Origin of the sequence: Isoptericola sp. NPDC057559 (assembly GCF_042801555.1) — a bacterium.
In the GTDB taxonomy this organism is placed as follows: domain Bacteria; phylum Actinomycetota; class Actinomycetes; order Actinomycetales; family Cellulomonadaceae; genus Isoptericola.
In genome coordinates, this window is sequence record NZ_JBHVFQ010000036.1 from 1 (window position 1) to 24,455 (window position 24,455).

19 protein-coding genes and 1 tRNA gene are annotated in these 24,455 nt (G+C 73.6%); 4 read left to right on the top strand and 16 right to left on the bottom strand.

The genetic code is table 11. The features are described 5' to 3' along the window. The coding region (locus ACFU5J_RS20205; RefSeq protein ID WP_430579911.1) for a hypothetical protein at positions 1-1,090 on the top strand (1,090 nt) is incomplete at its 5' end. A gap of 37 nt (positions 1,091-1,127) precedes the next feature. Here the strand turns inward: ACFU5J_RS20205 and ACFU5J_RS20210 are convergent. The 3 genes from ACFU5J_RS20210 to ACFU5J_RS20220 all read right to left on the bottom strand — a co-directional run bounded on the left by ACFU5J_RS20210 (position 1,128) and on the right by ACFU5J_RS20220 (position 3,693). After that, positions 1,128-1,598: a hypothetical protein gene (locus ACFU5J_RS20210; RefSeq protein ID WP_430575582.1), complete on the bottom strand. Its 471-nt coding sequence runs from the start codon at positions 1,596-1,598 to the stop codon at positions 1,128-1,130. A 103-nt stretch (positions 1,599-1,701) separates the two neighbouring features. Further along, on the bottom strand, positions 1,702-2,226 hold the full coding sequence (locus ACFU5J_RS20215; RefSeq protein WP_430579912.1) for a DUF4184 family protein: 525 nt from the start codon (positions 2,224-2,226) through the stop codon (positions 1,702-1,704). A 54-nt stretch (positions 2,227-2,280) separates the two neighbouring features. Then, a complete protein-coding gene (locus ACFU5J_RS20220) occupies positions 2,281-3,693 on the bottom strand; it encodes an FHA domain-containing protein (RefSeq protein WP_430579913.1) in 1,413 nt (470 codons plus the stop codon). A 271-nt stretch (positions 3,694-3,964) separates the two neighbouring features. Between ACFU5J_RS20220 and ACFU5J_RS20225 the strand changes: the two genes are divergently transcribed. Then, positions 3,965-4,645 (top strand): hypothetical protein, encoded by a 681-nt coding sequence (locus ACFU5J_RS20225; RefSeq protein ID WP_430579914.1) that lies wholly within the window; start codon positions 3,965-3,967, stop codon positions 4,643-4,645. Between the two features lie 48 nt (positions 4,646-4,693). Here ACFU5J_RS20225 and efeB read toward each other — a convergent pair whose 3' ends face one another. From efeB to bsh, 5 genes are all read right to left on the bottom strand, one after another. After that, the gene (efeB, locus tag ACFU5J_RS20230) at positions 4,694-6,007 is read right to left on the bottom strand and encodes an iron uptake transporter deferrochelatase/peroxidase subunit (protein WP_430575578.1); all 1,314 of its coding nucleotides are present in this window, start codon (positions 6,005-6,007) and stop codon (positions 4,694-4,696) included. Positions 6,008-6,021: 14 nt separating this feature from the next. Beyond that, positions 6,022-7,236 (bottom strand): iron uptake system protein EfeO, encoded by a 1,215-nt coding sequence (gene efeO, locus ACFU5J_RS20235; RefSeq protein ID WP_430579915.1) that lies wholly within the window; start codon positions 7,234-7,236, stop codon positions 6,022-6,024. Then, on the bottom strand, positions 7,233-8,108 hold the full coding sequence (gene efeU, locus ACFU5J_RS20240; RefSeq protein ID WP_430575576.1) for an iron uptake transporter permease EfeU: 876 nt from the start codon (positions 8,106-8,108) through the stop codon (positions 7,233-7,235). Before efeU ends, efeO begins: the two co-directional genes overlap by 4 nt. A gap of 173 nt (positions 8,109-8,281) precedes the next feature. Beyond that, complete coding sequence (locus ACFU5J_RS20245; RefSeq protein ID WP_430579916.1) at positions 8,282-9,028, bottom strand: ABC transporter permease; 747 nt, start codon at positions 9,026-9,028, stop codon at positions 8,282-8,284. A gap of 73 nt (positions 9,029-9,101) precedes the next feature. Beyond that, positions 9,102-10,049, bottom strand: a complete 948-nt coding sequence (gene bsh, locus ACFU5J_RS20250) for a choloylglycine hydrolase (protein WP_430579917.1) — start codon at positions 10,047-10,049, stop codon at positions 9,102-9,104. A 173-nt stretch (positions 10,050-10,222) separates the two neighbouring features. Between bsh and ACFU5J_RS20255 the strand changes: the two genes are divergently transcribed. Together ACFU5J_RS20255 and ACFU5J_RS20260 are read left to right on the top strand one after the other, a co-directional pair. After that, entirely contained in the window at positions 10,223-11,287 is a 1,065-nt protein-coding gene (locus ACFU5J_RS20255) for a proline racemase family protein (RefSeq protein ID WP_430579918.1), read from the top strand. Beyond that, entirely contained in the window at positions 11,284-12,237 is a 954-nt protein-coding gene (locus ACFU5J_RS20260; protein WP_430579919.1) for an ornithine cyclodeaminase family protein, read from the top strand. Before ACFU5J_RS20255 ends, ACFU5J_RS20260 begins: the two co-directional genes overlap by 4 nt. 1,441 nt (positions 12,238-13,678) lie before the next feature. Here the strand turns inward: ACFU5J_RS20260 and ACFU5J_RS20265 are convergent. The 8 genes from ACFU5J_RS20265 to ACFU5J_RS20300 all read right to left on the bottom strand — a co-directional run bounded on the left by ACFU5J_RS20265 (position 13,679) and on the right by ACFU5J_RS20300 (position 24,448). Beyond that, positions 13,679-14,674: a LacI family DNA-binding transcriptional regulator gene (locus tag ACFU5J_RS20265; RefSeq protein WP_430579920.1), complete on the bottom strand. Its 996-nt coding sequence runs from the start codon at positions 14,672-14,674 to the stop codon at positions 13,679-13,681. Between the two features lie 9 nt (positions 14,675-14,683). Next, positions 14,684-16,087: a Gfo/Idh/MocA family protein gene (locus tag ACFU5J_RS20270; RefSeq protein ID WP_430579921.1), complete on the bottom strand. Its 1,404-nt coding sequence runs from the start codon at positions 16,085-16,087 to the stop codon at positions 14,684-14,686. 82 nt (positions 16,088-16,169) lie between these two features. After that, positions 16,170-19,364 (bottom strand): hypothetical protein, encoded by a 3,195-nt coding sequence (locus ACFU5J_RS20275; RefSeq protein ID WP_430579922.1) that lies wholly within the window; start codon positions 19,362-19,364, stop codon positions 16,170-16,172. A gap of 5 nt (positions 19,365-19,369) precedes the next feature. Next, positions 19,370-20,308 (bottom strand): carbohydrate ABC transporter permease, encoded by a 939-nt coding sequence (locus tag ACFU5J_RS20280; RefSeq protein ID WP_430579923.1) that lies wholly within the window; start codon positions 20,306-20,308, stop codon positions 19,370-19,372. Continuing rightward, positions 20,305-21,300 carry a carbohydrate ABC transporter permease gene (locus ACFU5J_RS20285; protein ID WP_430579924.1) on the bottom strand — a complete coding sequence of 332 codons (996 nt, stop codon included), beginning with the start codon at positions 21,298-21,300 and terminating at the stop codon, positions 20,305-20,307. Before ACFU5J_RS20285 ends, ACFU5J_RS20280 begins: the two co-directional genes overlap by 4 nt. Before the next feature lie 61 nt (positions 21,301-21,361). Then, entirely contained in the window at positions 21,362-22,771 is a 1,410-nt protein-coding gene (locus tag ACFU5J_RS20290; protein ID WP_430579925.1) for an ABC transporter substrate-binding protein, read from the bottom strand. 102 nt (positions 22,772-22,873) lie between these two features. Further along, positions 22,874-23,512 (bottom strand): alpha/beta hydrolase, encoded by a 639-nt coding sequence (locus ACFU5J_RS20295; protein ID WP_430579926.1) that lies wholly within the window; start codon positions 23,510-23,512, stop codon positions 22,874-22,876. 862 nt (positions 23,513-24,374) lie between these two features. Then, positions 24,375-24,448, bottom strand: a tRNA-Pro gene (locus tag ACFU5J_RS20300). Positions 24,449-24,455: the final 7 nt, after the last annotated feature.

A 24,455-nucleotide genomic window follows, 5' to 3' on the forward strand; every position in this document is an offset into this window, starting at 1 on the left:
GGACGGGAGGCTCCCGGCGCTCGACCTGCCGGGCGGCGAGGAGCACTTCCAGCAGGCCTCGCCCGCGGGCGCCGACGCCGGGGAGCTGCCCGCGTTCCTGCTCATCTACGGCTCCCCCGCCGACGTGCCGTGGAGCGTGCAGTACATCCTCAACCCGGTGCGCTACGTCGGGCGCCTCGACCTCGAGGGGCCGGCCCTCACCCGCTACGTCGACGCCGTCCTCGACGACTGGAGCGGCTCGGCGGCGCAGTGGTCCGCGCCCGTGGTGTGGGCGGTGGACCACCAGGCGGGCGAGATCACCACGCTCATGCGCGACGTCGTCGCGGAGCCGCTCGCGCGGGCCATGGGCGAGGACGCGGAGCTCGCGCCGACGTTCCTCGACGGTCGCGTCGCCCCGGCCACCGTGGCAGGCCTCACCGCGGCCCTCACCCAGCACCGGCCGGCCGTCGTCGTCACCAGCAGCCACGGCCAGACCGGGCCGCTCGGCGACCTGGCCGCCATGGGTGCCGACCTGGGCAAGCCCGTGGACCAGCAGCATGCGCTCCTCGACCCCGACGCCCTGCTGCGGTCCTGGGACCCCGACGGCGCGATCTGGTTCGCCCAGGCCTGCTGCTCCGCCGGCGCGGACAGCCCGTCGGCCTACGACCGGCTGTTCACCGGCGACCTCGCCGCCACGTTCGCCCGCGTCGCCGCGCTGGGCGCGGTGACCTCGCCCCTGCCGCGCGCCCTCCTCGGCGCCCCCAAGCCGCTGCGGGCCTTCGTCGGGCACGTCGAGCCCACCCTCGACTGGACCCTCGCGTTCCCGCCCAACGTCCAGCCGCTGACGTCGCAGCTGCGGGCCGCGCTGTACGAGCGGCTGTTCCTCGGCCGGCCGGTCGGGTACGCGATGGAGCCCTGGTACCGCCCCATCGGGGCGCTGCTCCAGGGCTACCAGGCCGCCGAGCGGGAGAACCAGACCACGTTCGGTGCGGCCGCCCGGGCCAGCCTCGACCTCATGGTCTACAGCCGGGTGACGGCGCACGACCGCGCCAGCACCGTCATCCTCGGCGACCCCGCCGTGGCCGTCCCGGCGCCGCCGCCGGGCGGCTGAGCTGCCCGGCCACGGGCCCGTCGGGTCGGTGCGAGGGTCAGCGCGACGCCCGCGACGCGAACCGCCATGCCAGCAGCCCGAGGCCGCCGATCACCGCGACGAACCCGAGCCCGATCGCGACCATGGCCGCCGTCGCGGAGGTGGTGAGGTCGACGGCACCGAGGTCCGCCGCGGCGACGAGCACCGCCTGCGAGGCCAGGAAGAGGACGCCGAGCAGGAGCAGCACCGCGCTCGTGCGGCGGGCGCCCACCGCCCGCGCGACGGCCCCCGGCGCGGCCACGACCGCGAAGAAGACGACGATCACCGCGGTCCCGCCGAGGCTCGCCTCCGGCTCCCCGCCCGCGGCCAGCACGGCCAGCCGCATGAGCCCGCGGGCCAGCAGGCCCGCGACGAGGCCCGCGAGCGCCGCCGCGAGCAGGCCCGCGAGCACCTGGACCGCGACGCGCGCCGCGGTGCGCCGCGGCACGGTCGTGCCGGGCTGCGCGGCGGACAGGTCGTGCGTGGACATCGTGGTTCTCCTCCGGTGCGGGTGCGACCCCAGGAGGGAGGGCGGGACGACCCCGCCGGGGCGCGCCGGGCGGGTGAAACCGGGCGGCTGGGACCGCCCCGCGTCAGGCGGCCTCGCCCGGAGCCTGCCGTCCGACGGCGGCCCACCACGCGACCGACACCCCGACCACCGCGAGCCCCACCGCGCCCGACGCGTACTGCGCCCACTGCGCGCCGAGCAGGCCCGCGTGCGGCGTGTGCAGCCACGGCACGCGCTCGACCGTCCACCCGCCGGGATGCGTCGCGGAGTCCCACACGACGTGCGTCAGCGCCCCGAGCCCCGCCGCGAGCGCCACCGACGCCCACCGGCGCGGGAGACCCGCCGTCGCCGGCACCCGGTCGCGCACCCCGGGCACCACGTCCGCGTACGGGTCGCGCACCACCGCGAACGAGCACCACACCACGGCCGCCGCGAGGACCACGTCCACCGTCACCACGCCCCACAGCGAGTGCGTGACGTCGTAGCCGTGCCGCCCGGGCAGGAACATCGGCACGTCGGGCACCGTCGACCCCGCGACCAGCGCGCTCTGGGGCAGGGCCGTCCGCCCGAGCGGCAGGACGGCGGCCGCGTGGGCGGGGGTGAACGGCATGGCGACACCGTAGCCGTGGCGGCCCCGTCCGGTCCGGGCCCGGGACCGTGGTGTCTACGGGTCGGTGATCTCGGCCTCGGGCCCATGGGTGACGACCTCCCCGTCGGACACCCGCACCAGCTCGACGTTGACCCGGTAGGCGCCGGGCTCCTCGAGGTCCGGGACCCACAGCTCGACGCTCCCGTTGTCGTGGTCCTTGTCGGCCGTCAGGCGGAAGGCCACGGTGTCGGCCGCCCAGTTGGCGGACACGGTCGGGCCGCCGAGCGACCAGGTGAGGAGGAGCGGGACGCCCGCGTACCCGCTCGTCTCCAGGTCGACGGCGACGAGCCACCCGAGCCGGTCGTGCCCGCCGTCGCTCGGGCGGTCCTCGACCTGACGCAGCGAGTCGGCCAGCCGTACCGCGACCTCCTCCGCCGGCAGCGTCGCCTCCTCCGGGTCGTCGCGGCCCTCGACGAAACCGTTGGAGGCGAGCAGCACCAGGGTGGCCGGGTCGAGGTTCTCGTCCGCCAGCACGGGGTCGCCCTCCACGCGCTCCAGCAGGCCCGCGTCCGGCGGGTCCCAGCCCTGGAGCGCCGCCACGACCGGTGCGGTCGTCGTGGTGGTCGGGCTCACCGTCCCGGTCGGTGTCGGGCTCACCGTCGGCGTCGGGCTCACGGTGGGCGTCGGGCTCACGGTCGGCGTCGGAGCGAGGGTGGGCGTCGGGCTCACGGTTCCGGTGGCGGCGCGGACCTCGATCCTCGTCGTGGACCACGCGGCGCGGGCCGCCGTCGACCCGCGCCCGTCCCGGGCGGCCGAGAGGCTCACGTCGTTGTCCGGCAGCTGTCGCCCGTACTCGCTGAGCGTCGCCTGCTGCAGCACCCGCACCTGGGTGATCTCCGCGAAGTCCTCCCGGTCGGGCGGCGCGACGCTCCGCCAGAGCCCGACGACGGCGGCCAGGGCCGTCGCGGCGGCCCCGACGCCGACGACCGCGGGGCGGACCCGCCGGTACCAGGGGAGCGTGTCGTCGCTCTCGCGCCCGGCCGATGACGATCCGCCACCCCCGTCCGCCACCTCGGGCCCGACGAGCCGCGCGCCGCCGCTCGCGATCGGCGCGGTGCGCAGGTGGGCCTCGGGTGTCGTGGTGGCCGGCGGACCGGTCGACCGGCGCTCCGGGTCGGGCGCGCCGAGCCCCAGGAACTGCAGCCCGACGTCCCCGACGAGCAGCGTGTCCCCCGGCCGCAGGACGTGGTCCCCGGTCAGCCGGACCTCGCCGACGAAGGTCCCGTTCGACGACCCGAGGTCCCGGACCACCGGGGCGCCGTCGACCACGGTCACGAGGAGGTGGCGTCGGCTCACGCCGGGGCTGCTCAGCCGCACCTGGGCGTCGGCGCCCCTGCCGACGACGACAGCTCCTCCCCCGGGGACGGCGAACCGCTCCCCGGCCTGCGCGCCCGTCCGCACGACGAACACGGCGGCGTCGACGCTCACCACGACTCCTGCCCGGGTCGCGGGCGTCGTGCCTGAGGTCCGGCTCAGGCCCGTCCCGCGACCTTGACGCCTGCCCTGACCTGCATGGGCCTCCCGTTCCATCTTCGTCCCCGGACCGCGCCCCGAGCGGGCGGCCGGCCGCATTTCACCCGCTCCGCGTCGGGGACCGTGGCGCGGTCGTCCGCGGGTGGTGACCGGGCCCGCGACCCAGCCCTGGGACCACGCCGAGCCGGTCACGACCGCCGAGCGCGACACCCGTTACGTTCTGGCCATGACCGACACCGTGACCGACGACGCCACCGCCGTCCGGGACCAGGCCCTGGCCACCCTCGGGCTGCCGGAGACCTGGGCCGAGCCCAGCGGCTACCCCCGCTCCCTCGCGCTGTCGGCGATCGACGCCGTCTACTCGCTGCGGGCGCGGTACGCGGGCGTCGTCAAGGTCCTCGACAAGTACCGGTCGTTGCGCCGGTCCCAGGGTGCCGACCCGTACCAGGACTCCGGGCGCGACCTCCTGTCCGCCGTCGACGGCGCCGGGGGCCCCGAGGCGTCCGCCGCCGTGCTGTTCAACAACGCCAAGGCGCCCGGCGTGCGGCCGCCGCTCCTGAGGTCGGTGGCCCTCGCCGACGCCGTCGCCGCGCTCGGGCGGGTCGGCGTCGACACGGCCGCCGACCTGCGCGACGCCTCGCCGAGCACGCTCGCCGCCGCCCGCACCACGTGGGTCTCGGCCCGCGGGAACGGCCCCCTGTCGTGGGAGTACCTGCAGATGAACGTCGGCGTCCGGGGCGCCGGCGACACGACGGTGCTGCGCTGGGTCACCCGCGCCGTGGGCGCCGCCCGGCCGGTGAGCACCGGACGGGCGGAGGCGGCGGTCCTGGGGGCGGCCGACCTCCTCGACGTGTCCCACCGGGCCCTGCACCACCGCATCTGGTGGGTGGAGTCCGGCCGCGACTGACGACGCGGCTCCGCGGGCCCACGCCGCGGGAGCCTGGTGGCCCGCCGGTCAGGCGAAGAGCGCCTCCCCGACGAAGGAGCCGCCGGTGCCGTCCACGAGCGCGGCCCCGTCCCGCACCCCCGGGGGGACGGCCCAGATCCCCGAGCCGGTGTGCCGCAGGTACTCCATCATCGGGTCGTCGCGCGACAGCGTGGTCTGCATCGGCACGTACTGCGTGGCGGGGTCGCGCACGTACGCGAGGAAGAACAGCCCCGCGTCGAGGCGGCCCAGACCGTCCGAGCCGTCGGTGTAGTTGTATCCGCGGCGGAGCATCCGCACGCCGCCGTTGCGGGTCGGATGGGCCAGCGCGACGTGCGCCGACGGGTCGATGAGGGGCACTCCGCCGCGTCCCTCGACCTCGAAGTCCGGCTCCGTGAACTCCTCTCCCCCGGACAGCGGGGCGCCCGACCCCTTGGTCCGCCCGACGATGGCCTCCTGCTCGCGCAGCGGCGCCCGGTCCCAGGTCTCGATCGTCATGCGGATGCGCCGCGCGACGAGGTAGGAGCCACCGGCGAGCCAGCCGGCCGCGGGGTCGTCCTCGGTGTCGACCCACACGTGCTCGTCGAGCGCCGGGACCTCCTCGGCCTTGAGGTTGGCGGTGCCGTCCTTGAACCCGAAGAGGTTGCGCGGGGTCGCCTGGGACGTGGACGTCGACGAGGTGCGGCCGTAGCCGAGCTGGCTCCAGCGCACGCTCGCCGTCCCGAACGCGATGCGGGCGAGGTTGCGGATCGCGTGCACCGCCACCTGCGGGTCGTCGGCGCAGGCCTGGACCGCGAGGTCTCCCCCGCACCGTGCGTCCTCGAGCGCGTCGGCGGGGAAGTGCGGCAGGTCCTCCAGGAGGGCGGGGCGTCGCGCGGCGAGCCCGAACCGGTCGGTCCCGTCCGCCGTGGCGAACAGCGACGGTCCGAAGCCGAACGTCAGCGTGAGGTTCGACGCCGGGAGCTCCTGCGCCTCGCCCGTGTCGTCGGGGGGCGCGTCGTAGGGCCCGGACACGGGTCCGTACGTGCCCGCGGGCAGGCCCTGCGTCATGCGTGCGGCGGCAACGGTCCAGGCCTTGAGGAGCGCGACGACGTCGTCCCGGGAGGTCGTGGTCAGGTCCCACGTCGCGAAGTGCAGCCGGTCCTGGGCCGGTGTGACGATGCCGGCCTGGTGCGGCCCGGCGAAGGGGACGACGTCCTGCGGCGCGGTCGCCGGCGCGTCCTGGCCGCCGGCCCGGGCGACGGCGAACCCGCCCGCCGCGCCCGCGCCGAGCAGGCCGGCCCCCGCCGCGCCCAGCAGGGCGCGGCGCGAGAAGGTGCCGCGAGCGGCGGGCGAGTCGGTCATGGCGCTGCTCCCCCTCAGAGCACGACCGCGGCGGTGAGCCGGGACAGCGGCTCGCTCAGAGCGTCGACGTCGTCCGCGAGCCGCTTGACCTGCTCGTCCGTGAGGTCCGTGTAGAGCACGAACCCGTCCCCGTCGCGGTAGGCGTCGAGGTTCCCCTGCAGCGCGTCGAAGCGGGCGTCGAGGTCGTCGGCGAGGTCGGCGTCCTTGGCCACGACCACGTCGCGCAGCCCGTCGTAGGCGACCTTCGCCCCGTCCACGTTGGCCTGGAAGTCCCACAGGTCGGTGTGCGACCAGATCTCCTCCTCGCCCGTCACCTTGCCCGTGGCGACCTCGTCGAGCAGCCCCTTGGCGCCGTTGCCGATCGCCGCGGAGTCGATCTGCTCGGCGAACGTCGCCTCGTGCGTCCGGTCGTACAGCTCCTGGGTGTCGGCGAGGAGCTGGTCGGCGTACTTCGTGCGCTCGGCGGCGGTGAGCGCCGTGTACTCCGTGCCGCCGTTGTCCTTCGCCGCGGGCTGCCACAGGTCCTTCTCCAGCAGGTGCCAGCCGGTCCACTCCTGGCCGTCCTCGAGGTCGGCCTCGCGCAGGTCCATGCGCGGGTCGAGGTCGCCGAACGACTCCGCGACCGGCTCGATCCGCTCCCAGTGCACACGCACGTCGGCGTACAGGTCCTGGGCGCCGGCGTCGTCGCCGCCCGTGTACGCGTCGACGAACTCCTGCGTCCCGGTGAGCAGCTGCTCCGTCTGGTCCTTGACGTAGGCGACGTAGTTCGTGCTCGCCGCCTGCACCTGGTCGGCGAGCTCGCCGGTGGGCTCGACGTCGGTGCCCGAGTCCGTGACGGTGAAATCGGCGCGGATCCCGTCGCCCACCATGCCCGGCTTGCACGCCGTGACGTACGACCCGGGCTTGGCGGTGAGCACGAGGTCGCGGGTGATGCCCGGGCCGATGTTCTCCACCTCGGACACGATGCGCAGGCCGTCCTCGGCGAGCAGGTAGAACTCCGTCACCTGCGTGCCGTCGTTCGTCACGGAGAACACCAGGTGCCCGGACGGGGCCTCGGCCGCGGACACGTCGCACGCGTCGTCCGTCGAGCTGACGGTCAGGGCGGCCGGGCCCCCGGTGCCCTCCGCCGACGACGCGGCGGGCTCGTTCGGCGTGCACGCGGCGAGCGGGACGAGCAGGGACGCGGCGAGCAGCGGTGTGGTCGCGCGCGTGAGGCGGGGGCGGTTCATCGGTCTCCTCCGAGAGGTGCGGTGGTGGGCTCGGCAGCGGGCTGCACGGCCGCGGCGGGCCGCGCCGGCTGACGGAACCAGACGGTGCGGACGAACAGGAACAGCACCGGGACGACGTAGAGCCACCAGACGGCGAGCTCCAGCCACGTCGTCGCGGGCGAGAAGTTGAAGATGCCCTTGAGGACCGTGCCGTACCAGCTGGTCGGCGGGACGTAGGCGGACACGTCGAAGGCCAGGTGGTGCAGGCCGGGCAGGAGGCCCGCCTCCTGCAGGTCGTGCACGCCGTAGGACAGCACCCCCGCGGCCACGAACACGAGGAACAGCCCCGTCCAGGCGAAGAACGCCCGCAGGTTGAGCCGTACCGCGCCGCGGTAGACCAGGGTGGCCAGGACGATCGCGACCGCGATGCCCAGGACGGCGCCGGCGATCGGCTGGGTGCTGGTGCCGGTGGCCTTCGCCCCCGCCCACAGGAAGAGCGTGGTCTCGAGGCCCTCGCGGCCGACGGCGAGCATCGCCATCACCACGACGGCCCACCGACCCGCCGCGATCGCGTCGTCGAGCTTGTGCTGGAGGTCGGCGCGCAGGTGCTGGGCGGTCTTGCCCATCCACAGGATCATCCACGTGATGAGGCCGACGGCCACGATCGACAGGGTCCCTCCGATCGCCTCCTGCGCCTCGAACGTCAGCCCCTGCGGGCCGAACGTCAGCGCGGCGCCGAAGCCCAGAGACACCACGACGGCGACACCGATCCCGGTCCACAGCGCGGGCAGCAGGTCGCGCCGCCCCGTCTTGACCAGGTAGGCGATGAGGATGGAGGCGACGAGCGACGCCTCGAGGCCCTCGCGCAGGCCGATGAGGAAGTTCGCGAACACGGGATCCGTGACCCTTCGATGAGATGCCGTGCCCGCGGACGGGGCCTGACGGGACACACCAAGCCTCGCCTAAGTTAGGCGAGGCTGCACTAACCCGCCAGAGCGTACTCCCTGCGCGACCGAACGCCCCACCCTGTGACCGAGGTCGCAGCGCGAGGGACCCCGGGAGCCCGTCAGGTGGTCGGGGTCGCAGCCGGCAGGGAACGGGGAGCGCCGAAGAACCACGCGAACATCAGGGTGGTCAGCGCGCCACTGCAGAGCACCGCCACCAGCACCACGACCTGGAACTGCGCGGCGTCCACCACGTCCGCCCCGGCGAACACCGCGCCGACGAAAGCGCCCGGCAGGGTGACGAGGCCCGTCGTGCGGGTCTGGTCGGTCGCCGGGACCAGCGCCGTCGACGCCGCCCGGCGGGTCGGCTCCAGCGCCGCCTGTCGTGGGGTCGCGCCCAGCGCGAGCCACGCCTCGATCTCCCCGCGCGAGTCGGCCAGGGCCGCGAAGAGCGCCCGCCCCATCAGCGTGGCGGCCGTCATCGAGCCGCCCACGACGATCCCGCCCATGGCCAGGAGGTACCGCGGCACCAGGGGGAGCGCGCCGCTGACGAAGACGACGGACACGGGCACGGTCGCCGCCACGAGCACCGTCGCCGCGATCCGGGGCACGCTCGACGGCCCCAGGCGTCGCAACCTGCCGTGCGCGGTCGCGCAGGCGGTCCCGACCATCAGGAGGAGGAAGGCCGCCGTCCACCGCAGGTCCGTGACCACCCCGCCGAGCACCAGGCTGAGCACCCCGAGCTGGACGACGGCCCGCACCGCCGCCCACGGCTGCAGCCAGGGGCTCTCCAGCCGCAGCCCCGCGACGACGGCGAAGGTGACCGCGACGAGCACGACGACCGCGACTGCCCCTCGGACCGGGTCCATGAGGAGGACGCTAACGGGGTCCGGAGCACGCCGCGGGCAGCACGCGACCGCGACGCGACCTCCGCGACGGCGGCTATGCGAGGACGAGGTCCGTGCCGTCGGTCGGGTGCTCGGCCAGCGCGACGCTGCGGACCGTGGGGTCGTCGTAGGTGTTCCAGTAGTAGGTCGCCGTGCGGGACGAGAAGAGCCCGGTGTAGACGGTGATCTCAAACTCCCCCGACCCCATCGCGGCGCACCCGTCGACCATCGCGACCTGCTGCAGCGTGTGGAAGGCGCGGCTGACGTTCTCCTCCTCCGTGTCCTTCGTGGGGTAGTGCGCGTTGACGTAGGCCGCGCGGACGAACCGGGACGGGGAGTAGTAGTCGCCGGGGATCCCACGCATGTGCGACCCCGAGCCGAACGGGCCGAGGAGCGCCCTGCCCAGGGCGACCTCCTGGGGGAACTCCGGCGAGGTGTTGAGGTAGTTGCGCAGGTTCTCGTGGTGCCAGGCGAACCCGGGCTGGTTCGTCAGGACGTCGACGTCGTCGTCGAAGACGTGCATGCCGTCGCCCGTGTGCTCCACCACGATCGCGCGCGTGCCGTCGGCGATGATCCAGTGGAGCAGCGAGCTGGGGTACTTGTCGTTGATCGGCCGGTCGACGATCACCACGTCCTGCAGCGCCGCCTCGACCTCCTCCACGCTCGCGAACTGCGAGCACACCCACAGCGGGAACTCGAACGCCGCCACGTTGACCGCGCCGTCGACCGGTCCGGTGGCGTACTGGGCGTACCCCGGGAAGTTGAGCCCGGCGACCGCCAGCCCGGCGTCGTTCCCGCAGTCGAAGTAGAGCGGCGTGGACTCCTCCACGATGCCCATGCCGATGGTCGCGTGCTTGATGTCGGGGACGGCACCGAACGGCGAGCTCGGCGCGAACCCGGTGGGTGTCATCACCACCTGCTGCCCGTAGCCGCTGGTCCAGTCGAGGTTCCGTGCCAGGTAGACGCTGCCGTGGCCGTCCGAGAACCGGATTCCCGTGCACATGGAGAAGCTCCCATCGTCGGTGTCGCCCGAGACGCGCGAGTGGTGTCCGCGCCCGGTCTCGGCGTGCCCTGTCCGTTGCCATCGTCACCCGTGGCGCGCGGGGCCGCCCGGGCAGCGGTGGCCGGCGACGGGAGCCCCTCCGACCGCCGCCCAGGTGCCGTAGGGTCGCGCGCATGACGGACCCGGGCCGCGCTGCCTCCACCATCGGACGACCACCGCACCTGGAACGGGTCCGGACGGTCGACTATCACACGGCGGGCGAGCCGTTCCGCATCGTGCCGGCGCCGACCGTGCCGATCCCCGGCGCGACCGTGGCCGAGCGCCGTCAGCGCGCGATCGGCGACACGGAGGCCGACGCCCTGCGCCGCCTGCTGTGCTTCGAGCCGCGCGGTCACGCGGACATGTACGGCGGCTTCGTCACGCCGCCCGACGACGACGGCGCGCACCTGGGCGTGCTGTTCTGGCACAAGGACGGGTTCTCGACCGCGTGCGGCCACGGCACCATCGCCCTCGGCGCGTGGGCGGTGCGCTCGGGGCTCGTGCCGGTGGACCCGTCCGGGGTGACGGACGTGGTCATCGACGTGCCGTCCGGGCGGGTGACCGCCCGCGTGCGGACCACGGACGACGGCAGGGTGGGCGCCGTCGACTTCGTGAACGTGCCGAGCTCGCTCGTGGCCGCCGACGTGCCCGTGGCGACGAGCCGCGGCGAGCTCCGTGCCGACCTCGCCTGGGGCGGCGCCCTGTACGCGTGCGTCGACGCCGCGAGCGCCGGCCTTCGCGTGACGCCGGAGGACCTCGTCGACCTGATCGCTCTCGGCCGCGAGGTCAAGGCCGCCCTCGCCGGCGACCCCCGCCTCGACCATCCGTCCGACCCGCGCCTGAGCGGCCTGTACGGGACGATCTTCGTCGACGACCTCGGCACGTCGGCGGACGGCGGCCCGCACCAGCGGAACGTGACGATCTTCGCCGACGGGCAGGTGGACCGGTCCCCCTGCGGGTCCGGCACGGCGGCGCGCGTCGCCGTCCTCGCCGCGACGGGCCGTCTGGGGGACGGGCAGGCGCTCGTCCACGACTCGATCGTCGGCACCAGGTTCCACGCCCGCGTCCAGGAGCGCCTGACCGACGCGGGCCGGGACGCGGTCGTCCCCGTCATCACCGGGACCGCGCACCAGGTCGCCGAGTCCGCGTTCGTCGTCGACCCCGACGACACGCTCACGCCCGGGTTCGTGCTGCGATGAGCACGGGAGCACCGGACGCGGGCCCGCGCTATCTCGACGCCGCCACGGTCGCGGCGGCCCTCGCCCCGGACGGCGCCGTGGACGCGATCACCGCGGCGCTGGCCGGCGGCTTCGACCCCGCCGACGACATCCCCCGGGTGGGCCCCGCCACCAGCCACGGGCAGCTCCTGCTGATGCCCTCCGAGGTCGGCGCGCACGCCGGCGTCAAGGTGGCGACCGTCGCGCCCGCCAACCCGGAGCGCGGCCTCCCCCGGATCCAGGCCGCGTACCTGCTGTTCGACGCCGCGACCCTCAGCCTCCGGGCGATCCTCGACGGCACCGCGCTGACGAGCCTGCGCACCCCCGCCGTGTCCGTCGCGGCCGTCCGGCACGCGCTGGTGCGGGTGGAGGCGCCGCTGGAGGTCGTCGTGTTCGGCGCGGGGCCGCAGGCCCTCGGCCACGTCGACACCCTCGCCGCCGTCGCGGCCCGGCCGCTCGGGTCCGTCACGTACGTCGTGCGCCACCCCGACCGGGTCCCGGCCTCGGTGCACGAGTCGGGCACCGTGCTCGCCGCGGACAGCGGCCGGCTCGCGGCCGCGCTGGCGGCCGCGCACGTCGTGGTGTGCGCCACGAGCGCCCGGTCGCCGTTGTTCGCCGCCGACGCGGTCGGGCCCGAGGCGATCGTGATCGCCGTCGGGTCGCACGAGCCCGACGCGCGCGAGCTCGACCCGGACCTGCTCGCGGACGCGACGGTGATCGTGGAGGACGTGGCCACCGCCCTGCGCGAGGCCGGCGACGTCATCCTCGCCATCGCCGACGGCGCTCTCTCGGCGGACGACCTGGTGCCGATGCGCGACGCCGTCCGCGCACCGGACGACCTGCCGGCACGCCGCCGGACGGTGTTCAAGAGCGTCGGCATGTCGTGGGAGGACCTCGCGGTCGCCCAGGCCGTGGTGGACCGCGCGCCCTGACGCCGGGCCGAGGCCACCCGCGGCGCGCCCCGATGGACTCCTCAGCCCACCACCGACGGCCGGCCCTGCTCACACGTCGTCGGTGCGCTCGATGGTGTCCAGGTCCGGGACCTCTCGGTGGCCGGTCGTGGGAGGTGAGGGTCGGCACCTGATACCGGGCGTACGCATCGACGTGGATCGCGTGCAGCCCACCGACGACGGCGGAAGGGATCAGGTAGTGCCGCGGCTCTCCGTCGATGACGAAGAAGTCGTCCATCTCGTCGGGGTCGTAGGTTCGCCGTCCGCGGCGGGACGTCGAGAGGTAGACCTCCCAGGTACCGCCGGCCCCGGTGGTCGTCGTCTTCACCTGGACCCTCCGCATGCCCGATCCTGTCTTCACCAGCAGGTCGTAGCGAGCCGGTTCGAGCGGCCACGAGACGTCGGCACCGCTCAGGGTGAACCACGCTGCGGCGAGGAGCGACCCCGCGCGGTCGAGACGGCCGACTTCCGGCCGGGGAACGTCTGGCGCGCCCACGCCTGTCGCGGTCAGGTGATCGGTGTCGAGCCCGAGCCGCGCAGCGTGGCCCTTCACCGCGGCGATCCCGGAGCCGCCCTGGAGCCCCAGCCGAACGGCGGCATCCGTCCACGTGGCGGCTTCACGGACCGCCGAAACCAGCCCGTCTTCCGTCCACCGTCGCGGTCCGGTGAAATGTCGGTGGTCGAGGCCGAGGGCGTCCGCGCGTGCACGGACCGATCTGATCGAGCCTGATGACGTACCCGACATCCCGAGCTCTCGGAGGGTCCCGCGCCACGACCGCGCGCTCGCGACCGCCGTAGCGAGCTGCTCGTCGGTGTAGCGGCGCTCCGGTGCCATGGATCGGAACATAGGGTGCCGCACCGACACGCGTTGGGGGGGATCTGCCGGATCTCCTGGAACGACGAGAGGCTCGGACCGTCTCCGATCCGAGCCTCTCGTGCGTGTGCTGGTCGGGCTGACAGGATTTGAACCTGCGACCCCTTGGAGAAATCGGGGGCGGTCCGACGCGGTCCGACCACCTACCCGCCAGAGCCGGAAAGTGCTGATGACCTGCATCTTCTTGGTCTTGCAACCAACCGTTCCGGGCCGGACGAGACCGGCAACGGCCGAGGGTTTCTGGACGGTTTGTGGCCTGTCCGCCCCGTCCTTCCGGACGGACTCCGGCGCCGAGTCGAATCGCGTTGACTGCTCTCAAAGTTTAGAGGAAGGATATTCGGACGCCACTGACGCACCCAGCGCACCCTCGGCGTCCCTCGCACGCATGGGCTGGGACCTACCTGCCTCCAGACGAACCCGCCGTGCCCTCGCAGGCCTCTTCTTACGGCGAGAACTGCTGAGTTCGAAGCAGCAACGCCCGCTGCGCTGACTCGTCGATGCGTCTGCACCGGCCGTGGGCAACCAATAGACCTGATCGACCTCCGCGTGCTAGGTGGACGGTCCTCGTACGAGGCTCGGCGTGACGAACTTTTGGCCCCCGTGGGAGGCGGGCTCGATGACGTTGTCGGCCGCGACCCGGCCCACGCCCATGAGGTCGAGGTCGATCGTGGTGAGCCGGCGCAGCTTCTGGTCGATCACGACCTCCTCCCAGTTGTCGACGCCGATGACCGACACGTCCTCGGGCACGGCGCGCCCCTGGGCCTCGAGCGCGTCGAGCATCCCGAACCCGATGTGGTCGTTGCCGCAGAAGACCGCGTCGTAGGGGCGCGGGCCGTCGTCGAGGAGATGGACCGCGCGCTCCCCCCACTCGCGGCGCCAGCTCCCGTGGAGCGTCGCGACCGGCGCGAGGCCGGCCTCCTCCAGCGCCCGGCGGAACCCGGCCTCGCGCCGCCGCACGGCGAGGTCCTCGGCGTCGGCGGTGACGTGCGCGATGCGGGTGCGGCCGAGCTCGACGAGGTGACGTCCGGCGAGGTACCCCGCCTGCTCGTTGTCCGGCAGGAATACGGAGTCCCCGGGATCGTCGGTCGCCGCGAAGGCGTAGGTGACCGGGACGTCGAAGTGGTGGGTGATGGACGGGGTGACGCGCGCGTACCCGGACCCGACGACGAGCAGCCCGTCGATGCGGCGGTCCTGGAGGGTGCGGACGCTCTCCGTCATGTCGCGGTGGGCGTCGATGCGGCCGTCGAACACGAGCGCGGCGCGCTCCCTGCTCCCGAGCCGCAGGATCGCGCCCATGACGACGGGGCGCGAGAACGTCGCGGTCGCACGGTGGGTGAGGAGGCCGACGGTCCGGCTGCGTCCCGACGCGAACGACAGGGCGAGCGCGTTGGGCCTGAAGTCGAGCCGTTCGGCCGCCTCCCGCACGCGCGCCTTGGTCGCCGGCGACACCACGGGGCTGTCGTTGAGCGCCTTCGACGCCGTCGCCTTCGAGACGCCGGCCACCGCCGCGACGTCGCTGAGGCGCACGGCACGTTGAGTCGCCATCAGAGGATCCTATCCAGCGAGGGCCGCGCGCCGGGGAGCGCCGGCGGGGACGGGCGAGGCGTCGAGCGCGGGCTGCGCCGCGCCGAGGGCGAGGTCACGGACGCGCACGGGCAGCCCGTCGGCGAGCGACGCGTTGCCCGCCACCCCCACGGCGAGCGCGCGCACGCCGTCGAGCCATGACGCCGCCCGGCCGAGGTCGTCGTCCGCCGCGCCGAGGAAGACGTCGCGCAGCAGGGCGTCGTCGGCGCCGCCGTGCCCGCCGGCGACCTGCGGCACCGGGATCTCCCGCGCGACGCCGAAGTGCTCCTGCACGACGAGCCGTTCCCCGGTCCGCCGCAGCCCCTCGTCGGGGGCCGTGTCGCCGTGGGCCGTCGGGTCCACGGGCCGCGTGCCGCCGTCGGCCAGGACGGCGCCGCGCTCGACGACGGACAGCTCCGCCCGGCCCTTCGTCCCGTTGAGCGCCACCGTGTACCCCTCCCAGGGGGCGTGCGCGTTGAGCGCATACGTCATGGTCGCCCCGCGGGCGTAGTCGACGACGACGGACAGGTTGTCCTCGATGTCGATCCCCGGCCCGAAGACGTCCTGGTCGCGCAGGTAGCCGTCGTACTCCTCCTGCTCGAGGTAGAGGCCGCGCAGGAGGTCGTGCTCGCGCAGGTCGAGCGCGAACGGGTCGCAGTCCGCGCCGTCGTGGGTGCCCCGGGCGGGGCGGGCGCCGAGGCCCCTCCGGGCGGCGTTCTCCGCCCCGTAGAAGCGGAGCCCGCCGCTGGCGTACACCCGTGCGGGGACGTCCGCGAGCCACCAGTTCACGAGGTCGAAGTGGTGGGAGGACTTGTGCACCAGCAGGCCGCCCGAGCTCTCCTTGAGCCGGTGCCAGCGGCGGAAGTAGTCCGCGCCGTGGGAGGTGTCCAGGAGCCACTCGAAGTGCACCGACGTGACCTCGCCGATGCGACCGTCGGCGACGACCTGCTTCAGCGCCGCGTTCCGCGGCGAGTACCGGTAGTTGAACGTCGTGACGACGTCGCGCCCCGTGCGCTCGACGGCGTCCGCGATGCGGCGCACGCCGTCGGCGTCGGTCGTCAGCGGCTTCTCGACGACGACGTCGGCGCCGCCCTCGAGGGCGGCGACCACGAGGTCCGCGTGGGCGTGGTCGGGCGCCGTGACGATCACCCGGTCGATGCGCGAGCGGGCCACGTGCGCGGCCACGGCCGCGAGGTCGATCCGCTCGGGCGCCGACAGGCCCGCCTCCGCGAGGCGCCGCTCGTTCCAGTCCAGCCGCCCCGCGTTGGTGTCGCCCCAGGCGACCAGCTCTCCGGTCGCGGCGTACGGGCCGGCCAGCGCCGTCAGGTACAGCTGGGCGCGCCCGCCCGTGCCGATCAGCGCGTACCGCGTGCGGGTCGTCGTCGTGCGTGTCATGGAGATGGTCCTCTCGGCCCGGCGGGTCGGCCGGCCTGTCGGTGGGTACAACGGTGTCAGCGGGATGGGCGGCGGAGCACGGTCACGGCCGGGGCACGGAGCGGACGGGGACCACCGGGACGAACAAGCCCGAGTCCTTGCTCGCCCCGATGCCGCTCCCCCACTCGAGGATGCCCTGTCGCGCGCCGCCGTCGTTGTCGTTGACCAGGACGGAGAACGAGAACGCGCCGTCGCGGGGGTCGATGCCCAGCTCGCCCCAGGGCACGAGGACGTCGTAGGTCGTCGTGCCGTCACGACGTGCCACGGCCGGAGCGACGTCGTCGACCGGCCCGACCGGCGCGGTGTACCGGTAGGCGCTGGGCCCGTCGACGTCCGGGTGGAGGCCGATCTCGACGCGGGACACCGGGTCCACGCCTGGCAGCCCGCGTGCCACGGCGAACTGGATCGAGTCGCCCTCCCAGAGCCTGTCGGGCGTGGCGGCCGCGCGGTGGTCCTCGTCGCGAACCGAGGCGCGGAGGCGCAGCCCGCGGTCGCTCCACGAGAGCGCGAACGTGCCGCCGAGGTCGTCCTCGTCCGGCGTCGAGCCGCTGATCGCGACGTAGGTGCCGCGGGCCCTCCAGTCGACCGCGACCGCCCGGTGCGGGTCCTTGGCGACCGGCGCGAGGGCCGTGGTCCCGGTCAGGCGGCGCGACTCCCCCGCCGCGGTCGCCGTGACGGTGTACGGGTACGGCTGCCACGGCGTGAGCGGTGCGCCGGCGACCGCCGTCGATGCGGTGGCTCCCGGGTCCACCGCGAGGTTCGGCAGCGAGCCGCTCGCGTCCCCGACGGTCCAGGCGGCGCCGTCGACGGTCGCCACGTCGCCGCCCGGGAGGTTCTCGACGCCGAGGGCCAGCCCGACGCGGCCCCGCCGGTCCGCGGCGGGACCGAAGGTGAGCAGGGGGTTCTGCACGACGTCGGCGGAGTCGTCGACGAGGGCGACGACCGCGTCGCCGCTGCGCACCGTGTACGACACCGGATGCTCGCCGGCCTCGCGCATCGGCGCGAGCGCCAGGACGCCCTGCACCTCGTCATCCGACCCGGTGAGGGTGACCCCGCCGCCGACGAGGCCGACGGCGCTGACGTCGCCGGCCACGCCGAGGGCCGCCCGGTCGACGCTCACCACGACGTCGGCGCCCTGCCCGAGCGCGATCTGGTCGGGCGTGCCGACCTGCACCGCGGCGTCGGCCACCACCGTCACGGCCCCCGCGGCGCCGGACACGTAGACGGGGTCGTCCCCGACCGTGAGCTGCACCCTGCCATCCGGTCGCGCCCGCCACGACCGGCCGTCGCCGCGGACGACGCGCGCCGACGCACCCGTCCCGACCGCCACCGTCACCGGCGCGCCCGTCGCCCAGACCATCCGGACGACGTCGCCCGAGGCGTCGGCGAAGTCGGCGGCGATCGCGCCGTCCAGCCGCTGCAGGGTCGTGAGGGTGCGGCCCGCCGTCAGCCGGTTGAACGTCGCGAGCGCCGGGTACGCCGGCTTGGGGGTCAGGGCCGTCGCCCCCGCGGCCGGCAGCCGCGTGAGGCCGAAGTTGTGCTCCGGCTCCGCCCGGTTCGCCCCCGAGTCGATGAGCTCGTAGTACACGACCCGCTCGACGCCCGCCGCCTGCAGGAGCGCGGCCGAGCGCACCACGTAGGCCGCCTGCTGCTGCTCGGTGGTGCCGCCGGTCGTGGTCGTCCAGCCGTGCTCGCTGAGCCAGATGGGGATGTCCTTGCCCGGCGCGTACTCGTCGATGAGGGCCCGCAGGGTCGCGACACCCGCCTCCGTGCGCCCCTCGGGGGCGACCGGGAAGTCGTACGTGTGGTAGCTGACCGCGTCGAGGTAGGCGAGGCCGCCGAGGGCGAACAGGTCCTCCATGAAGTCCCACCGCGCCCCGGCGGTGACCGGCCCCACGACCCGTGCGCCGGGCGCGGCGGCATGGATGGCGTCGGCCGCGGGGGCGAGCAGGTCCAGGTAGCAGGCGGCGGTCGTGCCGCAGGCCCCGGTGTTGAAGGTGTGGTTGAACTCGTTGTAGACCTCGTAGTCGACGTCGGGCCCGTAGTGCGCCGCGGCGGCCGCGGCGTATCGCGCGTAGGCGGCGATGCCCTCGGGCGAGCTCGGCGTCTTGCCGCCGTCGTACCACCGGCTGAAGTACGCGAGGATGACGAGCGGCCGCTCGCCGCGCGCCTTCGCCGCCGCGACCTGCGCGTCGAAGAGCGCGGGGAACTCGTAGACCCCGGGCGACGTCTCGACGGTGTCCCACGACGGGCCCTCGCGCATCGTCCCGGCGCCCAGCGGCGCCATGAGCGCGTCGACCTGCTCGACCGAGTAGCGGTTGACGTGGACGGCGACGCCCACCGGGTGCTCCGCGGAGCCCCCGGCGTCCGGCTCCTCGACGACCGCGAGGGTGCCGGTCCTGCTGAGCGGGACCGGCGCGGCGATGGAGAGGGTGAGGCCGTAGTAGCCCGCGGGCAGCCCCGACAGGTCGATCGACGCCGCACCGTCCGCGACGGCCGCCGTCCCCGTGTCGAGCCGCTGGCCCGAGGACGCCCGGAGCTCCCACTCCACGCTCGGTGCCACCGTCCGGACGCCCACGTGCGCGTCGCCCGCCCGGTACACGAGGGCCGGGTCGGCGAACGCGAGCGTGCCGGGCGGGGGCGCGTGCTCCTCGAACGACGGGTTGACCACGAGGTTGTCGTCGTCGCCCGCCACGGCCATGTGCACGTCGTCGAGCCAGACCGTGCCGGCGCCCTTGACGAGGAACCGCACGACGAACGTCATGCTCCCCGCGGGCTGGGTGACGCTCCACTCCAGGCGGGTCCAGTCGTTCGTCCCCGCGGGCAGCTCGACGCGCTGGGAGTGGTCGCTGCTGAGGACGACGTACGCCGCCCCCGCCGCCGAGAGGTCCTGGGTGCGCACCCACGCGCTCATGTCGTAGGTGACGCCGCTGTTCGCGCGGACGTTCTGCCGCAGGTCGACGTACGAGCTCGACGCGGGCGAGTCGAAGGTGACCCGCGCCGAGGTGCCGCCGTCGTGGGCCTCCGCGGTGTCCGCGGCGACCACGAAGTCCGGGCTGCCCGAGACGGTCGTGGTCCAGCCCTCGAAGGAGTCGGACGCGGCGAGGTCGGCCGCCGCCGGCGCCGGGGGCGTCACCAGCACGCCGGCAAGCACCGCCAGCGTGGCGGCGAGGGCGAGGACGGCGCGCCGCGGCCGTCGCCCCGCCTGGGGCGTCGTGATCGGGGTCGTGGTCGGCATCGTCATCACCCCTTGACCGCGCCGGCCTGGCCGGCGCTGCGCAGGAACTGGCGCTGGAACACCATGAAGAGGACGACGGGGATGATCACCGAGATGAACATGCCGGCCATCAGCAGGTGCGTCGGCGCCGTCTCGCTCACCCGGAACAGCCCGACCGACAACGGTTGCAGGTCCGGCGAGGGCAGCACGAGCATCGGCCAGAGGAACTCCTTCCACGAGGCCACGATCGTCAGGAGCGAGACGACCCCGAGGACCGGCCGGGACAGGGGCAGCACGATCGACCAGAAGACGCGGAACACCCCGGCGCCGTCGATCCTCGCCGCCTCGAAGACGTCCCGTGGCAGCCGGTCGAAGAACCGGGCGACGAGCAGCACGTTGAACGCGCTGGCCGAGGTCGGCAGCCACACCGCCCAGAACGTGTTGACGAGGTTGACGTGAAGGAGCGGGACGTCGAGCACGGTCACGTACAGCGAGATGAGCGACACGACCCCGGGGATGAAGAGGGTCGCGAGGACGCCGGCGTTCACCGCCTTGGCGTACCGGGGCCGCAGCACCGCGATTCCGTACCCGCCGGTGAGGGCGACGAGGAGGCCGAAGAACCAGCAGCCCGCGGCCATCCAGACGGTGTTGAGCAGGTACTGCCCGACGTGGATCTGGTTCCACGCGTCGGCAAGGTTGTGCCACTGGATGCCGCTCGGCCACCAGGCGAACGGCTCGCGCAGGATGTCCTGGCTGGTGGACAGCGCCGACTTGAACAGCCAGAGCAGCGGCCCGAGGGCCACCACGCACAAGGCGGCGATGAGCACCACGGCGAGCACGCGCGTCGTAACGCGCACGGAACGGCGGGACCGGTCGAGCGAGGAGACGTTGGACCGCTCCTCGGGGTCGGCGTCGCTTGGGCTGCGGCGGCCGAGCGCGCGCACGGTGGTCGTCACGGAGGTCACGATTCGCTCCACTTCCGGGTGAGCCGCAGGTAGACCGCGGAGACGAGGCTCAGGGCGACGGCGAGCAGGAGGCTGAGCGCGGTGGCCTTGCCGAAGTCGCCCGAGAGGAAGGCGTAGTTGTAGACGAGCATCAGCAGCGTGACCGTCCGGTTCTCCGGCCCGCCGCCCGTCATGACGAATGGCTCCGTGAAGACCTGCATCGTGCCGATGATCTGCAGCAGCAGCATGAGCAGGATCATGCTGCGCAGCTGCGGCAGGGTGATGTGCCACGTGCGCTGCAGGATCGACGCCCCGTCGACCTCCGCGGCGTCGTACAGCTCGGTGCGGATCGACATCAGCGCGGCGAGGTAGATGATCGTGGCGGTCCCGGCCGTGGCCCAGGTGGACTGCACGACCATGCTCGGCATCGCGAGCCCCGGGTCTTGCAGCCAGCCGACCGGGGGGATGCCCAGCCAACCGAGGACGGTGTTGAACAGGCCGGTCTCGGACGGGTCGTAGAATTGCTTCCACAGGAGCACGCTCACCACCGGCGGGATGATCACCGGCAGGTAGGCGAGCACGCTCGAGATCTGCCGGCTGCGCCGCAGCTCCGCCATGACCACCGCCATGAGGATGGGCAGCGGGAACCCGATGACCAGGGCGAGCACCGCGAACCACGCTGTGTTTCCGAGCGCGGTCCACAGCAGCGGGTCGGCGAGGACGCGCTGGAAGTTGCTCAGCCCGACCCAGGTGGGCTCGGTGATGAGATCCGTGTGCTGGAACGCGAGGACGAGGCTCTGCACGATCGGCCACCACGCGAAGTAGCCGAAGGCCAGCAGCAGCGGCACGAACATGAGGAGGGTGGCGGGGCCACCGCCGCGCGCCCACCGGGTGAGCGCTGCGAGCGGGGACCCGCGGCGGCGGGCCGCGCGCTCCGGCGCGGTCGCGGCACTCCGCGACGCGGGCGAGGCGTCGGCGGCGGGCGGGGCGGTGACGGTCACGGGTTCCTCCATCGTCAGGGGTCGGTCGCGGAGCGGTTCCCGGGGTGCGTGCGGGCGCACCCCGGGGACCGGCTCAGCCGGCGTCGACGAGGTCCTGGACCTGGGACTGGGCCGACTGCAGCAGCTCGGCCGGGTCGGCGTCCTCGCGCGTGAGGACCGCCTGGACCACCGGGTCGAGCGCCGCGTACAGCTCCTGCGCCTTGACCGCCGGCTCCGGCACGATCGTCGCGTCCGGAAGGCTGTCGATGTACGCCTGGTAGTTCTCGCGGGGCACGTTGACGTACGGCTCGATCCAGCCGAGGTAGGTCTCGTACTGCTCCGCGGAGACGACCGGCACCTCGGGCAGGCCCACGGGCAGGTCGTCCGCCACCTGCGACTTCGCCCACGTGGTCGCCGCCTCCTCGTCGACGTAACGGTCGAGGAAGTAGTACTTGGTCCACTCGAGCGCGGCACACACCTGGTCAGGGGTGGCCTTGGGGTTGAACCACTGGATGTTGCCGCCGCCCAGCACGCCGACCGGGTCGTCCCCCGTGGGGAAGGGCGCGAGGCCGAAGTCGTCGGCAGGCATGCCACGCGCGATCACAACGCTGTTGTAGAGGTTCGCGCCGTTGAGGGTCTGGCCGACGGCCCCGGCGGCGAGGTCGTCCCGGATGGTGTTGTTGTCGTGGAGGAAGTCGTCCCCGGCGGCGTCGAGGTCCCACCGCACGTCGTGCAGGAACTGCAGGCTGTCGCGCATCCCGGGGGTGTCGAGCGTGACCGTCGTGGCGTCGCCGGCCCCCTCCTCGGCGACGTCGCCATTCGAGTACGCCATCGACGTCAGCAGCCAGCCGCCGACGTTGCCCGTGGTCGGGATGATGAAGCCCGGCTGGCCGGTCTTCTCGGAGATGGTCGCGGCGGCGTCGCGCACCTCGTCCCACGTCGCGGGCGGCGCGTCGGGGTCGAGACCGGCCTTCGTGAACAGGGACCGGTCGTACACGAGGCCCATGGTGTACGCGGCGCGGACCACGCCGTAGGTGTGCCCCTCGGCGTCCTGCGTCACGGACGTCAGCTGCGGGTTGAGCGAACTAAGAACATCGTCGTCCGACACGTTCGACGTGATGTCAGCGGCCTGCCCGCGCTCGATGAGCGACTGGATGTCGGTGAACGGCACCTGCAGGGTGGTCGGCAGCGTCCCACCCACCAGCAGCGCGGAGAAGGTCGAGACGTCGTACTTCGTCTCCTCGTCCTCGATCGTGATGTTCGGGTGCAGCTCCTCGAACGCGGCGATCGCGTTCTCCCAGGCCTCCAGCGTGGCGGCTTGGTCGGAGGTCGGCCGCTCCCCCACCGTGATCGTGACGTCGGCGTCGGCGTCGGGGTCGCAGGCCGCTGCGGCCGGCGGCCCCGCCTCCGGCGACGCCCCGTCCGAGCACCCGCCCACCATGAGCCCCGCGAGCGCGATGCCCGAGACCATCCCGCCGACGCGACCCCAACGACGCTCTGACATACCTCTACTCCTTCGTAGATTCCGGGAACCGATGCTAAAACCGGTTTCACTCCGTGTGTCACACAGGGTGCCCGGCACGGGTGGGGCTGTCAACCCCCGGTCTCACCGGGGCGCGACCCAGCCCTCGCGGACGAGCCACGTCTCGCACGGCCGCGTCCAGCCGACCCGGTCCGCGTCGAGGCCGCAGCCATGGCCACCCACCGGGTACAGGTGCAGCTCGTGCGGCACGCTCGCCGTGGCCAGCGCCGCCGACAGCAGCTGCGAGTGCGCGGCAGGCACCTTGGGGTCGTCGAAGGAGTGGAAGAGGAAGATCGGGGGCGCCGCGGGCGTCACCAGCGCGTCCAGTGACAGGGCCGCCCGCCGGTCGGGGGTGTCAACGTCCCCGAGCAGCACGCTCGCCGAGTCGCGGTGGACGTGCCGTTCTAGTGTCACGACCGGATACCCGAGCACCGCGCCGTCGACCCTGGCCGAGTCGCCCTCGGGGGCGAGAGCGGCCAGGCCGGCGGCGTGGCCGCCCGCGGAAAATCCCACGAGCAGCACCCGCTCGACGCCCTCCGACCGGAGCTCAGCGACTCGCGCTGCGATGGCCTGGTGCGCCGCCGGGTGCGGCCTACCGAGCGGGTACTTCAGCACGCTGGCCGGCAGGCCTAGCCCCTGCAGCCACTCGGCGACAGGCTCCGCCTCGTGCGATGCGTGGGTTCGGTATCCGCCCCCAGGAAGTACCAGCGCGTGACGATTCATCGAACCTCCTGAAACCGGTTTTGACGTGGCCGACAGGGTGGCACCAACCTGCCTTGTCGAGCAAGTCGCAGCACGCGACGTCACTCACCACGAGGCACGGCCAACGGAACTCTTGGGCATCGGGACGGTCATGCGTCATGACGAACTCGCCTCGGTTCTTGTCCGTGAAGGGTTTCGCTGAGGAGCGTGCGATCACCGAGGGCGCGGTGTACACGCTGCTCAGGGCTGGCGAGGTGCCCGCGATCCAGGTCGGGCCGAAGCGATGTTGCGCATCGAGAGGGCGAAGCTCGAGGAGCACATCAGGCACCGGAACTCGGCCGCTCGGGACACCGTCACCAAGGTCAGGCCGAGCCCGAGGCGACGGCCTGGACCACGCCTGCCGGCCGGCTGCGCCGCTGACCGCCGACTGGGCGAGCCGGCATCGTCGGCAGCGACGCCGCCCGTCCGAGAAGGTGGAGGTGCTCTCCGGTGCGTACGGGCGTCCATTGGGGCCGTGTGCCTTGGCCAGCCGGTTCGCACCCAGTCGTGACTGCTCCAGGGAGCCGTGCAGCCGCATCCGCTCGTAATGCACGGCGCGCAGGCCGGGCCGCCGGGGCACCAGAATGCGGCGTCAGACAGACCATGCCCCCGCGGGACTTGATCCCCGCGACAGGCGTCCCCAGTTCACATCAACGGTCGGCGCCCGACCGTAGGCCGCACAAAGCCCGAGCTTCCGCGGCTCTCGCGACATGGCCATCTGAGTATCGGGCATCCTCGCCACGATCTGTCATCCAGTCTTGGTGGAATTCCTGCGATCGGACGTCCACCAACGACCACTAACGACAAATGCCCAGGTGAGAAATGGCTCTCACCTGGGCTTTTGTCGGGCTGACAGGATTTGAACCTGCGACCCCCTGACCCCCAGTCAGGTGCGCTACCAAGCTGCGCCACAGCCCGTCGGCCC

Excerpts from the sequence above, each read along its gene's own strand:
- bsh (WP_430579917.1), bottom strand. The coding sequence starts at position 10,049 with ATGTGCACGGGAATCCGGTTCTCGGACGGCCACGGCAGCGTCTACCTG.
- ACFU5J_RS20245 (WP_430579916.1), bottom strand. The coding sequence starts at position 9,028 with ATGGACCCGGTCCGAGGGGCAGTCGCGGTCGTCGTGCTCGTCGCGGTC.
- ACFU5J_RS20265 (WP_430579920.1), bottom strand. The coding sequence starts at position 14,674 with ATGGCGACTCAACGTGCCGTGCGCCTCAGCGACGTCGCGGCGGTGGCC.
- ACFU5J_RS20285 (WP_430579924.1), bottom strand. The coding sequence starts at position 21,300 with ATGGAGGAACCCGTGACCGTCACCGCCCCGCCCGCCGCCGACGCCTCG.
- ACFU5J_RS20295 (WP_430579926.1), bottom strand. The coding sequence starts at position 23,512 with ATGAATCGTCACGCGCTGGTACTTCCTGGGGGCGGATACCGAACCCAC.
- ACFU5J_RS20275 (WP_430579922.1), bottom strand. The coding sequence starts at position 19,364 with ATGCCGACCACGACCCCGATCACGACGCCCCAGGCGGGGCGACGGCCG.
- ACFU5J_RS20290 (WP_430579925.1), bottom strand. The coding sequence starts at position 22,771 with ATGTCAGAGCGTCGTTGGGGTCGCGTCGGCGGGATGGTCTCGGGCATC.
- ACFU5J_RS20260 (WP_430579919.1), top strand. The coding sequence starts at position 11,284 with ATGAGCACGGGAGCACCGGACGCGGGCCCGCGCTATCTCGACGCCGCC.
- efeB (WP_430575578.1), bottom strand. The coding sequence starts at position 6,007 with ATGACCGACTCGCCCGCCGCTCGCGGCACCTTCTCGCGCCGCGCCCTG.
- efeO (WP_430579915.1), bottom strand. The coding sequence starts at position 7,236 with ATGAACCGCCCCCGCCTCACGCGCGCGACCACACCGCTGCTCGCCGCG.
- ACFU5J_RS20255 (WP_430579918.1), top strand. The coding sequence starts at position 10,223 with ATGACGGACCCGGGCCGCGCTGCCTCCACCATCGGACGACCACCGCAC.
- ACFU5J_RS20210 (WP_430575582.1), bottom strand. The coding sequence starts at position 1,598 with ATGTCCACGCACGACCTGTCCGCCGCGCAGCCCGGCACGACCGTGCCG.
- ACFU5J_RS20270 (WP_430579921.1), bottom strand. The coding sequence starts at position 16,087 with ATGACACGCACGACGACGACCCGCACGCGGTACGCGCTGATCGGCACG.
- ACFU5J_RS20225 (WP_430579914.1), top strand. The coding sequence starts at position 3,965 with ATGACCGACACCGTGACCGACGACGCCACCGCCGTCCGGGACCAGGCC.
- ACFU5J_RS20215 (WP_430579912.1), bottom strand. The coding sequence starts at position 2,226 with ATGCCGTTCACCCCCGCCCACGCGGCCGCCGTCCTGCCGCTCGGGCGG.